We start from the raw sequence: 16288 nt of genomic DNA on the forward strand, positions 1-16288 counted from the left end.
AAGTTTGATTTTTTTCCACAAAAAAACACTTGCTTGAAACGAAGCAAGTGTTCGGGTTTAATGAAAATAATGACGGGTCAATGCTAATGCATCATGTTCCATCAACTGTTTCCCATGTTCTGCCAAAACTTCCGGCGTCACATGGCTTTTTCGAGCAAATTCAGATAAGTGAGATAAACTATCTTTGACCTCGCTGTCAAGAATCAACTCATCAAGAAATTGGATTTCCAAAAAGTAGAAATCGTTCATTTCATAAAGGTCAGTGATTGCACAATCTAATTGGACCTCATTAGCCAATTGGATCATCTGTTCAAAATCCACCATCTCTAAAACAAAATGACGTTTGACTTCCTCTGGTTTGGTATTTTCTTCCAGTTGATCTGCCACGTGTTTTTTCAAAAAGTCAGTGATTTCTTCTGGTGAACCGCTACCCATTTCTTCAAATTGGGACAGGTCTTCTGGTTGAAGATTTTTGCTGATAAATAATTCCAATCCGTCACCCTTCGGAAGAACTTGAAAAGTAACTGCATCGCTGCCTTTGAATTCTTCATCAATATCGACCTCTTCTAAAATGCTGTAGAAAAAGTTTTCAATTTCATTTTGGTTGCCCAGCAAGTCCAGAAAAGTGATTCCTCGAGCAGCTAAATCTTCACCCTTGATCATCACACGAATCGTATTTTCATTGATATGTTCCATTTCCATCTTAGCTACACCTCACTTTTGTACTCGCATTATAGCTACATTGTAACGGAAGAAAAGGAAAAGTAAAGCAAAAACTACAATTCCTAATAGAAAGAAAATAATTTTTTGGCTGCGCTTTTCTTCCTAGTACTTCCCTGCTTAGACAAGAAGTTGTTCTCTTTTGTCAAAAAAAGGAAGCAGATCGTTTTCAACCTGCTTCCCTTCGTTTTTTCTTCTATAATCCAGCCATGAGCTGTGCATGCCGTAATTCTAATTGTCGTACTTCTCTTGGTAAGAAGCGACGAATCTCGTCTTCGTTGAAACCAACTTGCAGACGTTTTTCATCGATCATAATCGGACGGCGTAAAAGTCCAGGATTTTTTTGGACAAGATCCAATAACTCTGGCAATGGCAACTCATCTAAATCGATATTCAATTTTTGAAAAACTTTCGAGCGGGTAGAAATAATTTCTTCTGTTCCGTCTTCGGTCATTTGCAAAATGGCCTTTAATTCAGAGATATTCAACGGTTCGGAAAAAATATTTCTTTCAACGAACGGAATTTCGTGCTCTTGCAACCACGCACGAGCTTTTCTGCATGACGTACAGCTTGGGGAAGTATAAAGTGTCAACAACGGTATCACTCCTTTTTATTATATAAAGGATTCTGTAACAGCAATCTCTTTATCTTTAATATGATTATATTATATCGAATACTCACTTAAATATCCAGTACTTTTTTAACTTTTTTTAATAAAAGTAATCGATTCAAAATAATATAACCGTTATAAACATACGCTTTCATGCTTTTTCATTTTTCTAAAATGAGTATTTTCACATTTATTTCCAATAAAACTTCTCTTATACAACAGTTCTTTCAAACTGTATTATTTATAACATAGAAAAGTGAAGAAACATTGTTATTTCTATAAAAAATGTTTTTTAATTTTTTTCTATTAAGAATTATTCTTGTCTGGAATCATCTGAAAAACTTGCCATTATGAGAAAATCGACCACAAGTCTCTTTCGAACAAATGACCGAAATAACAGTGATGCTGATTACAAAACATATTTTTAGTTATTTGTTAAGAAAAGGATGCGCAAAATCTGTATTATCTTTTTGAAAGAAAGCTTCTTTATTTAAAAAAAAACACTTCTTTTTATTCTTTCCGTTTTTTTAGTTCTTTCATAAGAACTTTCACAAAGAAGAATGTATTAAAAAACATAAAAAAAACCCTAAAAAAGCTGATTTTATTCTAAAATCAGCTTTTTTTTATGAATATTTGACTATTTTCTGAATTGCGCATCATACAATCCCCGATAATGTCCATGCTTAGTCATCAATTCTTCGTGGGTTCCTTGTTCTAAAATTCCTTGATCACTGACCACGATAATTCGGGTAGCATGCTTGATGGTTGCCAAACGATGGGCAATAATCATCGTTGTTCGTCCTTTCGCAAGGGAATTCAGTGATTCTTGGATAACTTGTTCTGTTTCTGTGTCCAAAGCCGAGGTTGCTTCATCCAAAATCAAGATAGGCGGATTCTTCAAAAACATCCGTGCAATTGCGACCCGCTGCTTTTGTCCTCCGGAAAGTTTAACGCCCCGCTCTCCAATCACGGTATCCAATCCACCCTTCATTTGCTGAATCACACCGTCTAAATGTGCCAATGACACCGCCTGCAAAATCTCTGCTTCACTAGCTTCCAATTTTCCATACGCAATATTTTCCCGAATCGTTCCTGGGAACAAAAAGACATCCTGTTGAACAATCCCGATTTGATCTCGTAAAGATTCTAACGTCATGGATTGGATATCTCGACCATCGATAGTAACCTTACCTTCCGTCACCTCATAAAATCGGGGCAACAGATTACACAATGTCGTTTTCCCAGAACCGCTTTGACCGACGAAAGCCACCGTTTCTCCCGGGTGAATCTCTAAATTAATATGATTCAAAACTTTTTGAGAATCCATATAGGAAAAGGAAACATCCTCATAAATAATATGCCCGTTCAAATGATCCACCGCAACTGCATCTGGACGATCAACAATCAGCGATTTTTTGTCCAATTCTTCCGTCAGCCGTTTGAAACCGGCGATACCTTTTGGGTAGCTTTCGATCATGGTGTTGACCTTTTCGATAGGACGAACAAAAACATTGGATAAAAGAATAAAGCCGACAAAATCTCCATACGTGATTTCTTGGCGAATCGTATAATAAGCACCGAATATCAAGGCAAACAAATTGATTAGACGGATCAAAAAGTAATTATAAGAAGAACTTAACGCCATCACTTTATAGAAAGTAATCTTTGATTGTCGATAAGCTTCGCTCAATCCATCAAAACGCTTTGCCTCAAACGATTCATTCGCAAAGGATTGAGTGACACGGATACCACTGACTGAAGCTTCTACTCCCGCATTGAATTCCCCAAGATTTTCATAAATTTTCGTGTTGACCTTGGTCATTTTTTTATTGAAAAAAACCAATGCAATTGTAATCAACGGCAACAACGCAAACGTCGCAATTGCCAACTGCACATGGGTATGCAGCATCAATAAAAAAGCACCAATCAACGTCATGATCGTGATAAAAACATCTTCCGGTCCATGATGGGCAACCTCCGAAATTTCAAAAAGATCTGTGGTCAAGCGACTAATCAGCTTCCCGGTCTTTTGATTGTCATAGTATTCAAAAGATTGCTTTTGCAAATGCCGGAACAATTCCCGACGCATATCCGTTTCAATGTTGACCCCCAGCTTATGACCGAAAAAGACAACGATATATTGTAAGACAGTGTTCAAAAGATAAAAAACCAGTAACGCCAAACAAGCCAGTAGAATAATCCGAAAATTTTTCATCGGCATGATCTTGTCAATCACTTGATTGACCGCAACTGGAAAAGCCAGCTCCAGCAGACCAGCCAAAACAGCACAGGAAAAATCTAAAATAAATAATTTCTTATAGGGACGATAATAACTAAAAAAACGTTTTAACAATGGGTATCCTCCTTCATTTTCAGGTAGAAAATTTTTGTCAGCATTCTACCAATCTTCCTTTCGAGCTAGTCCTTCCACTAAACAACAGCTTTAAGGTACTTCATCCATTATAATCAAACTTTCACTGGTTGCAAAATCATTTTTCGGTCAAAAAAACTGAAAATCGATAAACCTTGTCCTTATCGTAAAATACGAAATTAAGTAGATAAAACCTTTATTTATCGGGCTTTATCGTCTTTCTTTTCCGCTTAAATTCCGCTAGAATGAATCAGGAATCTTTTTTGAAAACTTACAGAAATTGAAAGGCGTGGCAATTTTTTTGATTGAATCAGTAGTTTTTGACGTAGATGATACGATTTATGACCAGCAACAACCCTTTAGAAATGCAGTGACCCGTTTATTCCCTTTAGTGACTCCGGAAGACATGAGTGCCTTGTATTTGCGTTTTCGTGTCCATAGCGATGAAAATTTTGGCAAAGTGATCACGGAGGAATGGACGCTAAGTTACATGCGAACCTTCCGTATCAGCCAATCTTTGAAGGATCTCGATTATCCCCACATCACCGAAGCAGAAGCCTTGCAGTTCCAACAGATTTACGAAGAAGAACTGGATGCCATCACGATGCATGAAGAAATCAAAAAGACGTTGGATTTTTTGAAGAAAAAACAAATTCCGATTGGTATCATCACCAACGGCCCCACCGACCATCAGTACAAAAAGGTGTTGCAATTAGATTTATTGGACTGGGTCAACAAAGAACATGTCCTTATTTCCCAAGCGACTGGATTTCAAAAACCGGATGCAGAAATTTTTCATTTAGCTGAAAGAAATTTTGAAATGCAACGGAAAAACACTCTGTACATCGGTGACAGTTTTGAAAATGATGTCGTAGGCTCAAAAAAAGCCGGCTGGAAATCCCTGTGGTTCAATCATCGTAATCGTAAAGTGCCAACAGGTGAACAGCACATCCATGACATCGAATTGACTTCTTTTGATCAAATTTTCCCTACGATTCAAGCTATTTTTATTTAGGCTTCGTTCTATTCCTGAACTAGGTTATTCACCCGTTTGCTAAGAAATAGAAAAATCTATTCTAAAATGAACCATCCACAAAAAGTTAGACCAAAAATCGAACTTTTGTGGGTGGTATTTTTTATGACTAACTATAGGGTCAAATTCAAATGAACGATTTTTCAATGCTCTTATTACATGAAAAAAGGAGGGGATTTCTCCACTCCTTGAATGCCTAACTTTTTGAGATCACTCTAAAAAAGGATAGATTTTTTTTGCTTCGGCTAAGGATTTTTGAATAATTACATCTGACAACAATTCTAAATCCTCAAAATTTGGGTCCTTTTCAATCACAACATCAAGCACCGTATACTTGGGCATTGCAAATCGGGCTGCCTTCATAAACCTGTTGCCTGTAAAACTCAATCTCTTCACTAAGCTTTCGCGTCATGTCGTTCCCTCCCATTTGTGAACTTACCCTTTTTTTGCCGTTGAATGTCTAAAAACACGCCCGAGAAAATTTACCAGATTTCACCTTTCCAGCATCTTCCTCGCACGTGTCTCACAGACATTCTTCGAACTTTTCTATTCTACTTCTTCACCAATACTCAAAATCATTCGAATATCATCTTCGGTCATTTGTTGCAGTTGGGTTTCGTTTCCTTGGATCACTTTTTGGAACAGCTCTCGTTTTTCATTTTGTAATGAATCCATGCGTTCCTCTATCGTTCCTTCTGCAATCAGTCGCCACACCTCAACGACTTTTTTCTGCCCAATTCGGTGTGCCCGTGCTGCTGCTTGTTCTTCCACTGCAGGATTCCACCACAAATCGTAGAGAATCACGGTGTCGGCACCGGTCAAGTTCAAGCCGGTTCCTCCAGCTTTCAAGGAAATCAAAAAGACATCTCTTTCTCCTCGATTGAAGGCTTCCACCATTTTGATTCGTTCCTTTGGTGGCGTACTGCCTCGTAAATAAAAGCACTCCAATCCCATTTCCTGCAATTCTTCCTCAATGATTGACAGCATGCTGGTAAATTGAGAGAACAATAAAATTCGCCGATTATTATCCTTTGCCGCCACAATCAAATCTTTGGCTTGTTCTAATTTTCCAGAGGTACCTTCGTAATCATCCAAAAAGAGTTTGGGATCACAACAGATTTGTCGCAAACGGGTAAGTCCCGCAAGAATACTGATCCGATTTTTCTTGAAGGTCGCCGCATCCATTTGAGTGATTTCCTCTTGCATTTGTCGCAGATACGCCAGATAAATTCGTTTTTGATCCTCTGTCAGTACACTATAATAATTGGTTTCGATTTTTTCCGGCAGGTCTTGAAGAACGGTTTTCTTGTCTCGTCGTAAAATAAACGGCTTAATCATTTTAGCAATTTCTTCGGCCGCCATTTCCCGAAAAGAATACTTATTTGGGAAAAAGCCCGGCATAATCATTTGGAACAAGGACCACAGCTCCGTCAAATTATTTTCAATTGGTGTTCCGCTCAAAGCAAACCGATGTAAAATTTGCAAAGAACGCAAGGCTTGCGCAGTTTTTGTGCTGCTGTTTTTTACCATCTGAGCCTCATCCAAAATCAAATAATTCAAGTGCATTTCCTGATAACGATCGATGTCTTGCCGCAAACTTGCATAAGAAGTAATAAAAATATCCGCTTCTTCCGTCAGCAAAGATTCTCGTTCTTGACGATTACCAGTCACCACTTGCGCCTTAAGATTAGGGGCAAAGCGTTTGATTTCCTGTTGCCAGTTATAGGTTAGACTGGCGGGTGCCACGATCAGAGCTTGGATTGCACCGATTTCTTGTTTTTCTGAAAGCAGGTAAGCAATCGTCTGCAAGGTTTTCCCAAGACCCATTTCATCTGCCAAAATACCGCCAAATTGATAATGACTCAACATTTTCAGCCATTGGAATCCCGTGACTTGGTATTCCCGCAAATTTGCCTCTAATCCTGTTGGCAAGGTTGCCAGGTATTTTTCCGGATGAGTTAAATCAGTCGCCATTTGTTCAAAACTAGCACTAAATGTTGCCGAAGTGTCGGCTAATTGTTTTTGCAGCTGTAACCCTTGGTGCCGAGGAATCTGTACCACCCCTTTTTTGGCATGGATTACTTCCCGGAATTTTTTCAAAATCTCACTGGTTTGTTGAAACTCCTCGGATTCAAGGGACAGCACTTGCCCATTTTCCAACGTGTAAAATTGATCCTGCCGCAATAACCCTGCCAAAATTGCATCGATTTCCTGCTCATCGATTCCGGAAATGTCAAATCGCACATCCAGCCACGAGCCTTCTTCGGAAACCGCAATTTGTGGGCGATGTTGACCGGCATCAAGATACATTTCCCGCAGTTTCTTTCCAATTCGTACGGTTCCTAATCGCCGCATGAGGGGAATTTCAGTGGTAAAGAATCGGAAAAGGTCTCCACCCGTCGGCAATGGTTTGATCCATCCTTCCTCTGTTTGAGAGAAATTCAGCTGTTGTAGTAAATGCCGACTCCGTTGTTCATTTTTGATATCACGCAAAATTTCCGGATGATTTTTGGGAAGAACCGTATGTTTTTTATCACTTGAAAAAATAACTTCTCCATACTGAAAATCCAACTGCAAAGCAATCTGTCCTTTTTTCTTCCGCAAGGTAAAGGCCACCGATAATGGCGCATCACTGATTTCTTCTGAAACCGCCGGATCAATAGTAACCATACCAATTTTTCTCAAAAGTGGCAGCACCTGAGTAAATAAAGCCGATAATTCTGCTTTACGGTACTCAATCGTTGGTTGTTCCAAGCGTTTCAACAATTGATCTAAAGTACCATAAACCGCCATTTGTTCCGCAGTTAGTTGGTAAATTTGGTTCTCCATAATTCCCCAATTGTAGTGAGACAAAACTTTTTGGAAATTTTTCGTAATTGTCAAATAGAACTGCTCTTGGTCTTTCGTCAGTTGAAAGGCCAGCGGATGACTTTTTTTTGCAAACTGCAATTTAGAAAGTTTCTTTTCCCCAACGATCAAGGTTGTGGGCACCGCTTGCATTTCTTGAAGCAATTCTTTTCCAAAAGCCACCGGCAACAGTAAATATTTTTTGTCCAATTTTCCCTTCACTTGAATGCCGGCTTGTCCAATCAGTTGTTGTGTCTGGGCGATACCCGCCAATTTCCGCAACAAATCATTGACTACCGGGGAAAAAGCCGTCTCTGATAATTGGAAAGGATATTGCTTATTGATCAAAATCTTTTTTTGCTCTTGACTCGCTTGCAAAAATTTATAAATATTTTTAATGACATACGTCCGCTTAGTTTCTTGATAGCCTAAGCGAGCAGAAATACCGATCACTGAAAGTTCTTCATGGTAAGGATTGGTCTCCAAAATATCCAGTTGAAATTCTACAGTCAATGGAGCCGTTTCTTTGTCTTCTTCTTTTTGCAATCGAGAAAAACCATTCGTAAACATCTCTGATGCAGAAAAAATCGTTTTTTGCGGAATATCCTCCGCTTGGATACTTCGTGATTTTCCCTGTTGCCGTAAATACAGCTCAACAGCTACCGTGTGTTTGCAATAGTGATGTTCTTCCCAGTAAGGACATTGACAAAAATCTTCCTCTTTCGCCGTTGTATCCAACTCGATACGATATAATTCACTACCTAAAACCTCTGCATGCCAAACTTTATTCGCTGGATCCGGGGTCACCGAAAGAACGCGGCCTTCTTTGACGTATGTACGCCCTCGTTCAATTACTTTTTCTGGTATACTCCACTTCACATGGGTTCCTCCTTGTCGGTTTGTTTTCCCGTAACTTTTTTAACGATTTAGAAACTCACGACCGATAAGCAATCGTGCTTTGTCCGCTGCCATTGGTTTGCACCAACAATTGTTGGGTGACACGTTCTTTCAATTCCCTCACATGGCTGATAATGCCGATCATCCGTCCTTCATTTTCAATCATTTCCAAGGCTTCCATCGCCATTTCCAACGATTCCTCGTCTAAAGAACCAAAGCCTTCATCGATGAAAAGTGCCTCGATAGCGACTCCCCCAGAACGATTCTGTATGACATCTGCCAAAGATAATGCTAACGCCAACGCTGCAATAAAGCTTTCTCCGCCAGACAAGGTGTGTGCCCGCCGTGAAGCACCGGCATTGTCATCATAAATATTAATCTCTAATCCTGTGTTCTTTTTATTGCCATTCACTTGATCTGCCAATTCAAATTGATACCTGCCCCGTGTCAAGCGCAGCAGTCGTTGATTAGCCAACGTCAAAATCTCCGCCAGATACGCCTGCAATACATAGCGCTCCAAGCTTGTTTTATACGGATTATCCCCATTGATGGTTTGGAATAATTGTTGCAGTTGGGCTTGTGCTTCAACTTCCTGAGCATTTTTTTTATAAAGTTCCGTCAATTCTGCCGACAATTTTTGATTTTGAGTAAGCCGTTCTTTTTGTTCAAAAAAATGTTCCTGTATGTTTTGAACCAATGTTTCGGCTTCTTGCCGTTGTTGCATAAAGTATCCGACATCTGGCGGCGTGCTACCTTTTATTTTGTCCTGCAAGGCTCGCATCCGCTGTTCTAGAAATTCTGCTTCCTTCTCAAAATCAGCAATTTCTTTCGTCAGCGCGGGAATTTCTCCACTGTCCTCCAGCCATTCTCGTAGCTGTTGTTCCTCGACAGAAAATGGCGAATCAGCTAAAACTTTCTGAACGTTTCCTTCAATTTCTTCTTGTTCCTGCTGAAGTTGGACCACTTGGTTTGACAGCTGTTTGTCTTGTTCCCGCAAAGAAATTTCTTCTGCCTTTAGCTGTTCTTCCTGTGCAGTATCGGCTTGCAAAAATTCCTGCAATGTTTGAATTTCAATGGATAAACGGGCAATTTCTTCCGTCAGTTGCTCCTTCGTTACTTTTCCAGTCTGTCCAGTCAACGTTTCCAGTTTTCCACTAATTTGCTGTTCTTGCTGCAAAAGCTGTTGCTGGTTATCCTTTAAGGCTTGCAATTGTGTCGCTACTTTTTCTTGGGCTAAGAAAGCAGCATCCAGCCGTTGTTGCGCTTCTTTAAAGTCGGCAGCTTGTTGATGATGAACTGCCAACACTGCGGCAAGATAGTCCTCCGGTGTTTTTTCTGACGAAGGTTCATCAAAAAACAACCAAAAATTCTGTATCGTTTCTTGCTGTTCTTTTTTTGCTGTTTGCAGTTTTTGCTCCAGCTTTTGCACTGCTTGCTCGTATTGGGCCTGTTGCTGTTGAATCGTCGCCAGTTTTTCCCGGCTTGTCCCCAGTTCTTCTTCTGTTGTTTCTAATTTCCGTTGGTTATCTTTGATTTCTTGTAACGAATATACTTGATGCTGTGCTACTTGTGGATGGCTCGTCGCCCCACAGACAGGACAAGGCTCTCCTTCCAGTAAATCCAGACTTAACCGAGCAATTTGCATTTTAGCGTTTTGACTTTTCAGAATCGCTACCTGTTGCTTTTTCTCTTCTAAATTTTCTGCCAGTTTTTCTTTTTCTGTATTCTTGACAGTCCATGCGGTTTGCTGCTGTAAGATTTCTTCTGTAAAGACAGAAACTGCCTGTTGACTTTTCTGACTATTTTCTGCCAACTGTTGGGCCTTTAGCAATCGTACTTCTTGCTCCTGCCAAGCTTCTTTTTGCGCCAACAACGCTTGTGCGTCATTTATTTTATGAGTAGTTTGCTGTTGCTCCCTGACTAGCTGTTGTTCTTCGGCAACATATTTACTATTTGCTACCTGTAAAGCAGTTTGCTGTGCCAACAAAGTTTCTCTTTCTGCAACTAACGGCAGCAGATATTTTTTTTCCTGCAAGACGGTTTGTTTTTGCTGCAATGCCTCTTGCTTTTGTTGGACTTCTTCCCGACATTCCTGCCAACTTTTTTTTGCAGCTTCCAGTGTTCGCTGTGCATTTTTTACAGCAGCCAGTCTTGCCGTTTCTTGTGCATAATTTCGTTGATTTCTAGCTTGTTGCTCCAAAAGACCCTGTTGTTTTTTGCTCCAAATCAGTCGGTCCAACAAAATTTTTTTTGCTGAAATCTGGGGCAGTTTCTTTTCCCCATTGGCTTGCTTTTGTTGCAGTTCAGCAATTTCTTCAAAGAACGCTTGCTGCTCTTTGGCTTGATAAAATTTCTGTTCGGCTTCTTTTTGTGCTTTTTGTGCCGTTTCCAGTTGTTTTTCCAGCTCCTGTAGTTGCTGTGTATCTTCTTGCAATGCAGCAGTCCACTGAGTCAAGGTTTCCGGCAAGGACAAGGAGACCGGTGCTTCTTTCCGCCAAATAAACCGGGTTTTCAAGGTCTCTGCGTTTGCCAATTGTTGTTGGATTTTTTGTTGTTGCTTTTTGCTTTGCTCCTTCAGCCATTCATTCAATTGCTGATACAGTTCCGTACCGAATAAATTTCGCAAAACCCGCTCTTTATCATTGCTGGAGGCAATCAGAAAATTACGAAATTCCCCTTGCGGCAGCATAATGATTTGGAAAAATTGCTTGGCATCTAAATGTAGCAATTCTTTGATATATTGGTCGACTTCATTTTTTTTCGAAAATTGGCGGGTGGCTTGTTCTTTTTCAAAAACCGTCAATGTCACCTTTGCCGCTTGATCCTTTGTGCCGTCTCCCCGCTTTTTCAGCAAGGTTTGCTCTGGTCGGCGTTCAATTTCATATCTTCGCCCTTGGTGTTCAAAGGAAAAAGTGACACAGGTTTCTTCTTTCGGCGAGGCAAACATCGACCGCATTTCTTTTCCAGAACGCAAACTACCGGAGGTTTCCCCAAATAGTGCGTAAGTCATCCCGTCAAAAATCGTGGTCTTGCCGGCACCGGTTTTGCCGCTGACCAGAAATAACCCCGTTTCTTGAAAGTCGCCAAAATCTAACGTCTCATTGATAAAGGGACCAAAATTTTTCATCGTTAATTTTCTTGGCTGCATGTATCCTCACTCATTTCTCTGGTTACTGCTTGTAGACCTTTTGCCAGCCACGCTTCTTGGGTTTCCGACAATTTGGTCTCCGTCATTTCCTGAAAAAAACCATCGATTAATTGTTGTGGTGACTGAAGGCGTTTTTTGAATTTTGTTGTTGGTCGTTTTTCGGCAATTCCTTCTCTGCGTTCCACACTTAAAATCCGAGGATAAATGCTCCGCAGTTGATTCATCATGTTGGGAATGATTGCTTGATCCGTTAGTTGGATATGTAAAAACAACTCTCGATCTTGTGTTTGATAATATTCAGGTGTCACCAATTCCTTGAAAGAAGCCGTAATCTCCTGCAGATCATGTAAAGGCGTCAACGGATAAAATTCTCGAGTATTTTTTTCGGTATCAACTAAAAAGACACCCTTTTTTTGTGCAGCTTCCGAAACCGAAAATTTCAGGGGTGCACCGCTGTATTGGCAATTTTCCGAATGCAATGCATCCTTATTGTGCAAATGACCCAATGCAACATAGTCAAAATCCGCCAATAAATCTGCCGGCACACCGTCTAACCCTCCGACTTCAATTTGTGTCTCCGAGTCTGTCCGGCTACTACCGGCAACAAAGAAATGACTGACCAATACTTGTTTTTTCGTTGGATCAAAGGCTTTTTTCATTTCAACCACTACCCGCTGCATGGCAGCTTTAATAGTAGGAAGGTCTTCATCAAAATACAACCGTGCCTCAAAAGGCTCGAAGTAAGGCAATAAAAAAAATTGGACATTCTGCATTTCGATTGGCTGAAAAGCTTGAGACAATCGCGTATGCAAATAAAAATTCGTCTTAGCAAACCACGGACTCCCCGCTTCCAAACGAATACTACTGTCATGGTTTCCAGAAATCGCCAAAATTGGAAACTGATTATCTAAATTCATCTCAATAATCGTCTGATTGAAAATTTCCACCGCTTCTACTGACGGTACGGATCGATCGTACAAATCTCCAGCAATCACGATGGCCTCCACTGCTTCTTTTTTTGCAAGTGCCAAAAGTTGATTTAAGATGTATTTTTGATCGGCGAATAAATCGTAGCCATTCAATTTTTTGCCGATGTGCCAGTCTGCCGTATGTAAAAAGCGCACGTTTTCACAGCCCTTCGAAAAAATATCTTTCTAACCATTATAACACTTTCTGCATTTCTGAAAATGAAAAAAGAGAAAAACAGTCCGCAAACTGTCTTTCTCTTAGTCTTTCTTCTCGATTGGGTAGACAAAATTAGGATCGACTTCCTGATCCAGTTGATTAAATGCCTGTTGAATCCGGCGTTCGACCTCTGCCAAGCCTTCTTTGTCCATTTTCTTAATGTCGCTGATGTCGATGGGTTCCCCAAACCGAATCGTCACAGGTTTACGTTTCAGCAGATCGCCAAAGGTCAAGGGACCTTGATAGACACTGGGAACGATACGAACCTTTGCCATCCGGGCAATCAACGCCATACCACCTTTTAACTCCGTCGAATGTCTTGTTCCACTAGGAAACATGACTAGACTTAAATCGGTGTCCTTCAGTAATTTCACCGGCGTTTTTATCGCGCTTGGACCTGGCTTGTCTCTTTTAACGGGAAAAGCATTGGCGTGCTTTAAAATAAAACGCAGCACGGGATTTTTAAACAGCTCTTCTTTTGCCATGAAACTAAATTTCTTCGGACTGGCAGCCACAGCTAAATACAAAGGGTCCCACCACGTTCGATGTGGGGCAACTAAAATATAATTTTCATTTTTGGGTAAAGCTTGTTTGTTTTGATAATGGGCATTACCGTTTAGAATAAATAAGACTACTCGGACAATTCCCCGCATAAATCTAAAAAACATCGTCTCTTCCTTTCTGATACATTCTTAAGTATGCAAAAAAAATTTCTGGTTGACAAGTCTTTTTGTTTGTTTGCTGAAAAATATAAACGTAGTATAATACTTCTATAACTTTTTTTAAAGCAGGTGTCTTTTTATGTTAAATTCCGGCGAACGAATTGATCAACTCTATGCCGACGATATTCAAATCATCCAAAGCCCAGAGGTTTTCTCCTTTTCCTTGGATGCAGTTTTATTGGCAAATTTTCCTCGTATTCCTAAGAGAGGAACCATCGTCGACCTGTGCGCAGGAAACGGTGCAGTCGGTCTATTCCTTAGCCGCAAAACACAAGCCCACATTTATCAGATTGAATTGCAGGATCGCTTGGCAGATATGGCTCGCCGTAGTATCCAACTGAATCATTTAGAGGAACAAATGACCATGTATACATTGGATTTAAAGGATAGTTTCACAAAAATCAAACACGATTCGGTTGATCTCTTGGTTTGCAATCCGCCTTATTTTCGTGATCTGCCAACAAACGAAAAAAATCCTAATCCCCATCTGGCTTTAGCCCGCCACGAAATCGCGACTAGCTTGGAAGAAGTAATTGCTGTTTCCAGCAAACTTTTGAAAATGAACGGTCATTTTGCGTTGATCCATCGCCCAGATCGGTTTTTAGATATTTTAGAACTGATGAAAAAATATCGGATCGCACCAAAACGTATCCGCTTTGTTCACCCTAAAAAAGAAAAAGATGCCAATGTTTTATTGGTAGAGGGAATCAAAGACGGCAAAACGGATGGCTTCAAGATCAACCCTTCATTGATCGTTTACGATGACGACAACCACTATACAACAGAAATCAGGCAGATGCTTTATGGCAAATGATCATTATTTTTATGTTCTCTTGTGTCAGGACGGCAGTTTTTATGGCGGCTACACTACGGATTTGCCACGACGTTTAGCAGAACACAACAGCGGAACAGGCGCAAAGTATACCCACCCTCAAAGTCGCCGTCCCGTTCAGATGATCCATGCCGAGCATTTCGCTACCCGCAGTGAAGCGACAAAAGCCGAAGCTGCTTTCAAAAAACTCACTCGGCAAAAAAAAGAAGCTTATTTACGAACCTCGGCTTCTCTTAATCAGCTGTCAAAAAATGAGCATCCGAAAGAAAAAAGCCAGATCGATTGATCTGACTTTTTTCTTATTTTGATGCACGTTTGATGTATGTGCCTTCTGTTGTATTGATTTCCAAATCTTCGCCTTCTTCAACGAAGTCAGGAACGTTCACTACCAAGCCGGTTTCCATCGTTGCCGGTTTGCCAGAACCTGTTACGGTTGCACCTTTGATTGATGGTTGTGTTTCTACGACCTTCAAGATGACGGAAGATGGCAATTGAACCCCAATCACTTCACTGCCGAAGAATTGAATTTTCACTTCCATGTTTTCTAAAATGTATTTCATTTCGTCAGCCACAGTTTCTACTGGAATTTCATATTGTTCATAGCTTTCTAAATCCATGAAAAATGCGGTGTCATCCATGGTATAAAGATATTGCACTGCATTTGTATCAATGTGTGCTTTTTCAAATTTTTCTTCTGGACGAAATGTTGTATCATACGTTGCGCCTGAACGTACATCTTTTAATTTCATACGCATAACGGTATTCCCTTTACCAGGTTTATGATGGCTGGCATCCAATACTTTGATCAATTTGCCATCTTGGACAAATGTCATACCTGCTCTTAAATCACTTGCTGAAATCATGCAAATCCTTCTTTCTTCTTATATATAAATAGTCCTCGTCCATTGTAGCAAACCCAACAGCATAACGCTAGCAACTAAGAGAAATTCTTTTCCTCTTGATAATCTGCGAGGAGCAAATGAACTTCGGACAACACACTTTCCTTCAATTCCTCCGGATACTCCACCAACACATTGCGACCAAAGGAAATGAAATAATGGGTCATATACGCCAATTCTTCTTGATTGTAGCCACCGATAATATAGACCTTTCCATCTTTCTCTTCCAATTGCATATTAGGATAATGATTCTTTAAAAATAGTTCTTTCCCAAATTCTGTCAATCGGCACCGAAAAGGAATCGTGTGATAGGTATTTTCATAGTCCACCTGAAACTGCTTTAACTCCTTCTTAGAATAGGTTTTAGTGATTTTTTCATTCACAGAAACCTCACTCAAATAATCACAGCGATAGGTTCCCCACTTTTTTCTTTCCATATCATAGCCGCTGCAAAACCAAATACCTCTACGATAAAACAGTTCCAAAATTTGTAGTTGAACCACTTGGTCATCCTGTTGCTGATTCGTTGCCGTAATCACTTTTTCATCCAAAATCGCTTGCAAAATCAGCGGAAGATGTTTTAGTTCTTTTACTGGTGGTACGCTAAGGTAATCAATGACCTCTAAAAGTTGAGAAACTTGCTGCTGTTGCGTCTCAGGAATGGTGGCTAATAGTTTTTGACGAATATGTTCATAAGATTTTTCAAACGGCGTACTGGATAATAAGGACAAAGCTTTCAATGCAAAAAAAATCGCCTGAATTTCCTCATTACTGAAATACACCGGCACCAACAATTTTTGATTGATTAAACGATACCCGCCATAGCGTCCGTTTTCTACATAAAAAGGCAATCCCAAAAGCTCCAACTCGGCGATGTCCCGTAGCGCTGTCCGCTTCGAGACATGAAATTCCGCCATTAGATCCTTCACCTGAAAAGTAGTCTTTCCACTGAGAAAAATCATCTCTTGGTTTAATCGCTCCGATTTATTCATTTTATTTCTCCATTTCAATGGTGACTTATTTT

At 40.2% G+C, this 16288-nt stretch carries 13 protein-coding genes; 3 read left to right on the forward strand and 10 right to left on the reverse strand.

What is annotated here, in order from left to right; all coding sequences use genetic code 11:
- Nucleotides 1–57: 57 nt before the first annotated feature.
- The 3 genes from FFM66_RS06110 to FFM66_RS06120 form a co-directional block, all read right to left on the reverse strand.
- Nucleotides 58–702 (reverse strand): adaptor protein MecA, encoded by a 645-nt coding sequence (locus FFM66_RS06110; protein WP_137605324.1) that lies wholly within the window; start codon nucleotides 700–702, stop codon nucleotides 58–60.
- 214 nt (nucleotides 703–916) lie between these two features.
- Nucleotides 917–1315 (reverse strand): transcriptional regulator SpxA, encoded by a 399-nt coding sequence (spxA, locus tag FFM66_RS06115; protein WP_048603951.1) that lies wholly within the window; start codon nucleotides 1313–1315, stop codon nucleotides 917–919.
- 652 nt (nucleotides 1316–1967) lie between these two features.
- Nucleotides 1968–3683: an ABC transporter ATP-binding protein gene (locus FFM66_RS06120; RefSeq protein ID WP_137605325.1), complete on the reverse strand. Its 1716-nt coding sequence runs from the start codon at nucleotides 3681–3683 to the stop codon at nucleotides 1968–1970.
- A 319-nt stretch (nucleotides 3684–4002) separates the two neighbouring features.
- Here FFM66_RS06120 and FFM66_RS06125 point away from each other — a divergent pair, with 319 nt between their 5' ends.
- Nucleotides 4003–4716 carry an HAD family hydrolase gene (locus FFM66_RS06125; RefSeq protein ID WP_137605389.1) on the forward strand — a complete coding sequence of 238 codons (714 nt, stop codon included), beginning with the start codon at nucleotides 4003–4005 and terminating at the stop codon, nucleotides 4714–4716.
- A gap of 228 nt (nucleotides 4717–4944) precedes the next feature.
- Here FFM66_RS06125 and FFM66_RS11345 read toward each other — a convergent pair whose 3' ends face one another.
- From FFM66_RS11345 to FFM66_RS06145, 5 genes are all read right to left on the reverse strand, one after another.
- Nucleotides 4945–5097 carry a hypothetical protein gene (locus FFM66_RS11345; RefSeq protein WP_171000804.1) on the reverse strand — a complete coding sequence of 51 codons (153 nt, stop codon included), beginning with the start codon at nucleotides 5095–5097 and terminating at the stop codon, nucleotides 4945–4947.
- A 183-nt stretch (nucleotides 5098–5280) separates the two neighbouring features.
- Nucleotides 5281–8460, reverse strand: coding sequence for a DEAD/DEAH box helicase (locus FFM66_RS06130; protein WP_137605326.1), 3180 nt, complete (start codon nucleotides 8458–8460; stop codon nucleotides 5281–5283).
- Between the two features lie 55 nt (nucleotides 8461–8515).
- Nucleotides 8516–11626 (reverse strand): AAA family ATPase, encoded by a 3111-nt coding sequence (locus FFM66_RS06135; protein WP_137605327.1) that lies wholly within the window; start codon nucleotides 11624–11626, stop codon nucleotides 8516–8518.
- Nucleotides 11608–12750, reverse strand: coding sequence for an exonuclease SbcCD subunit D (locus FFM66_RS06140; RefSeq protein WP_137605328.1), 1143 nt, complete (start codon nucleotides 12748–12750; stop codon nucleotides 11608–11610). The genes FFM66_RS06135 and FFM66_RS06140 overlap by 19 nt, the downstream gene beginning before the upstream one ends.
- Nucleotides 12751–12852: 102 nt before the next feature.
- On the reverse strand, nucleotides 12853–13479 hold the full coding sequence (locus tag FFM66_RS06145) for a lysophospholipid acyltransferase family protein (protein ID WP_137605329.1): 627 nt from the start codon (nucleotides 13477–13479) through the stop codon (nucleotides 12853–12855).
- A gap of 133 nt (nucleotides 13480–13612) precedes the next feature.
- Between FFM66_RS06145 and FFM66_RS06150 the strand changes: the two genes are divergently transcribed.
- Entirely contained in the window at nucleotides 13613–14347 is a 735-nt protein-coding gene (locus FFM66_RS06150) for a tRNA1(Val) (adenine(37)-N6)-methyltransferase (protein WP_137605330.1), read from the forward strand.
- On the forward strand, nucleotides 14337–14651 hold the full coding sequence (locus FFM66_RS06155; protein WP_137605331.1) for a GIY-YIG nuclease family protein: 315 nt from the start codon (nucleotides 14337–14339) through the stop codon (nucleotides 14649–14651). The genes FFM66_RS06150 and FFM66_RS06155 overlap by 11 nt, the downstream gene beginning before the upstream one ends.
- A 13-nt stretch (nucleotides 14652–14664) precedes the next feature.
- Here FFM66_RS06155 and efp read toward each other — a convergent pair whose 3' ends face one another.
- Together efp and FFM66_RS06165 are read right to left on the reverse strand one after the other, a co-directional pair.
- The gene (gene efp / locus FFM66_RS06160; RefSeq protein ID WP_048603942.1) at nucleotides 14665–15228 is read right to left on the reverse strand and encodes an elongation factor P; all 564 of its coding nucleotides are present in this window, start codon (nucleotides 15226–15228) and stop codon (nucleotides 14665–14667) included.
- A 74-nt stretch (nucleotides 15229–15302) separates the two neighbouring features.
- On the reverse strand, nucleotides 15303–16256 hold the full coding sequence (locus tag FFM66_RS06165; RefSeq protein ID WP_137605332.1) for a helix-turn-helix transcriptional regulator: 954 nt from the start codon (nucleotides 16254–16256) through the stop codon (nucleotides 15303–15305).
- Between the last annotated feature and the right edge of the window lie 32 nt (nucleotides 16257–16288).

Origin of the sequence: Enterococcus songbeiensis, assembly GCF_005405265.1 — a bacterium.
Classification (GTDB): domain Bacteria; phylum Bacillota; class Bacilli; order Lactobacillales; family Enterococcaceae; genus Enterococcus_C; species Enterococcus_C songbeiensis.